The organism is Streptococcus castoreus DSM 17536 (genome assembly GCF_000425025.1).
In the GTDB taxonomy this organism is placed as follows: domain Bacteria; phylum Bacillota; class Bacilli; order Lactobacillales; family Streptococcaceae; genus Streptococcus; species Streptococcus castoreus.
Window position 1 is genome coordinate 1 of sequence record NZ_AUKZ01000041.1, and the last position, 3,075, is coordinate 3,075.

The 3,075-nt window shown below is 36.6% G+C and carries 3 protein-coding genes; all 3 read left to right on the forward strand.

Going from position 1 to position 3,075, the window contains the following annotated elements:
* Nucleotides 1-372 (forward strand): S24 family peptidase (locus H346_RS0108010; protein ID WP_027970621.1); only part of this gene is annotated, 372 nt, incomplete at its 5' end.
* 137 nt (nt 373-509) lie between these two features.
* Nucleotides 510-1,454, forward strand: coding sequence for an Abi family protein (locus H346_RS0108015; RefSeq protein WP_027970622.1), 945 nt, complete (start codon nt 510-512; stop codon nt 1,452-1,454).
* A 308-nt stretch (nt 1,455-1,762) separates the two neighbouring features.
* Complete coding sequence (locus H346_RS0108020) at nt 1,763-2,929, forward strand: tyrosine-type recombinase/integrase (protein WP_027970623.1); 1,167 nt, start codon at nt 1,763-1,765, stop codon at nt 2,927-2,929.
* Nucleotides 2,930-3,075 lie beyond the last annotated feature (146 nt).

The window sequence follows — 3,075 nt, forward strand, 5'->3', positions numbered from 1 at the left end:
TTATTCCCCTACAACTACTACGACCACGCAGCGTCCGCGGGTACTGGTCAGTATCTAAATGATGTACGAGTAGAGCAAGTCGAATTGCCTATCGAAGTGAACGCGGACTTTGTTATCCCAGTCTATGGTGATTCCATGGAGCCTGATTATCACTCTGGCGATTATGTCTTTGTTAAGTTATCTGTAGAGCTTTCAGATGGCGATATAGGAGTGTTTGAGTATTACGGGGACGCTTATATCAAACAGCTACTTATAAACGCTGAGGGGGCATTTCTACATAGTTTGAATGACAAGTACGATGACATTCCGATTGATGCTGATAGCGACTTCCGAATTATTGGGAAAGTGATTGGGAGATATAGAGAGGGGTAATTTTTTAACTTATCTCTTGACAAAATAAAAACATTAGTGTACCATGAAGACAATCTAAATGAACGCTCCCCCAACGGGAAGCCAAGAGGTCTTTGTGAAATTCACAGAGACCTTTTCGTCTATTTTGGGAGAATTATATGGACAAGAAACCATTCAAAACCTTTGAAGAACAAATAGAAATTCTAAAATCTCGCAACCTTAGCTTTATCAATGAAACTGCTGCTATTCACATTTTATCAACGTATAGCTACTATGAAATCGTGAACGGCTATAAAGATGTGGGAATATTGGAGGGTGAGACCTACAAAGACGGTGTAACCTTTGAACAGCTATTCAGTCTGTTTTTAATGGATAAACACATTAGGTCTGCCATCTCAAAAGCTATTCACGAGCTAGAAGCTCACCTCAGAACTGCCTTATCCTATACAGTGTCCAAGCATTATACCTCTGAACAAAGCCAATACCTAAATAGGCGTAACTTTGAACGTGGAAATACCAAATACGGCAAATCTCAACGCTCTCAGCTACTAGAAAAATGCCAGAGAATAATTCAAGACAATAGCCAACCCTACAAACATTACAGAGAGAGTCACGGCAATATTCCTCCTTGGATATTGGTTAAGGGAATGACTTTTGGAAATCTCATCACATTCTACAAACTTCAAAAAAACGAGGTTAAACTAGATGTAATTAGCATGATGACGGATATTCCAAAAGAACTGATTACCGAGGATATAAAAGATATGGTTATCAATATCTTTTACTTCCTGCTAGCTCACAGAAACAGGACAGCTCACATTAGCCGTTCCTACAACTTTGTAACAGAGAAAAACAAAATACGATACAGCAAGAAATTTCATGACCGCATGGGTGTGACCAAAGATGAATATAATAACGGAAACGGACAAAACGGTCTATCAACGCTTGTATATGCTATGACTTGGTTCAAAACACATGGACAGCCTGTGGCAGAACTCAACTACTCCCTAACAAAAGCTGTTGATGACTATTTAAGACTTTACCCAGCTGATAAGGAATTCATAACTGCCCAAATAGGCGGAAAGCTAATTCCTATTGTTTAGATAGTTTTCTTATGATATAATCTAGCTACTTACCTAGACAATGTCTGGTGCAAATTGGTTGTGACACAAGCTGTCACAAGAAACCGAGTAGCTAAAATCTAGTTACTCGGTTTTTGTTTTACAAATGTATAAATAAAAAAGCCCCACGCTCAACTTTGGCGAGGAGAGCGTGAGGCAATATGCAATCAATAAGAAGTAAGCTTTAAATAGCTCGTTTTCTTATATTCTAAATTATAACATACAAAGGTGGTGATGCCAATATCCTTTCAAACGACCTCGTCCAAAAGTCAAAAAGAAAGGATTTAAAAATGAAATATAATAAAACAAAATACCCAAACATATTTTGGTACGTTACCTTAAAAGGTAAGCGATACTATATCCGTAGAGGTTATTATTTAAACGGAGAAAAAAAGGAGGCGACCGAAAGTGGCATAAAAACGATACAAGAAGCTCGTTTATTGCTAGCTGAAATTGAGCGAAAAATAGAAAACAATGAATTTGCTTATAATAAAAACTTGACTGTTGATGAATACTGGGATATATACGTTGATAATAGATTAAAAGCTGGAGCGTGGTCTCCTGATACTTATGAAGAGCGTATTAAAAACTTTAATAATCATATTAGCCCCAAATTCGGCAAGAAAAAGATGAATGCTATTAGTCGAATAGACTATGAAAATTACATCAACGAATTACTCGATACACATGCAAGAAGCACAGTAAAGCACTTACACAACATTTTTAGTATTATGTTAAATCATGCCGTTAAAAATAAAATGCTTGACGATAATATCATTGAATTTATTGATATTGGTACTAGCAAGGTAAAGCCTGTTGATAAGCGTAGGTCTATCGAGGAATTTAAAACTTGGGATAAGGTCGCTAGACGAGTGCTTGACGACTATGATTATGTGATGGTAAGAATAACCTATCTTGGATTACGCAGGAGCGAGGTAGCTGGCATAAAATTAGGCAACATAACTTATAACACTAATGATCGTGCGGTTTTAAAAATAGACGAGTCAAGAACAAGGGCTAGACAGAACGGCGGAGGACTAAAGACTGCATCGTCAGAAAGATATGTACAATTGGATAGCAAAACATCACACTTGCTCAAAAAAGCAGTTGATACATCAATAAACATAGCTTTAAGTCACAATCGCATTTTAAATAAAACAGATTTTTTATTTCTTGGGGATGATAAAAAAGTAAACTCGTCTTTTGCCGGCAAACCAATTCACAATAATTATATTTACAATCTTTTTGGTAAAGTAAACGAAAAATGCAAGGTTCGTTTTACTCCACATATGATGAGACACTTTTTTGCCACACAAGGACAGATAGCTGGCGTACCCGTTGAGCACATGGCGGCAGCGCTTGGTCATTCTACAAATTATATGACGAATAAATACACACATATCAAGGATGAAGTTGTTAGTAGCGTTACAGAAACGTTCATGCGCAGTATCAAATAATCCCCGACCTACTCCCCGACCAAATATTACTTTTAGTGATTTTTATTGCTTTTTTGGACAAAATAAAAAATCTAAAACGCTCTAATATCAACGTTTTAGGATAACGTGATTGCGTATAAATTTTAAAACATTATAATAGCACTATA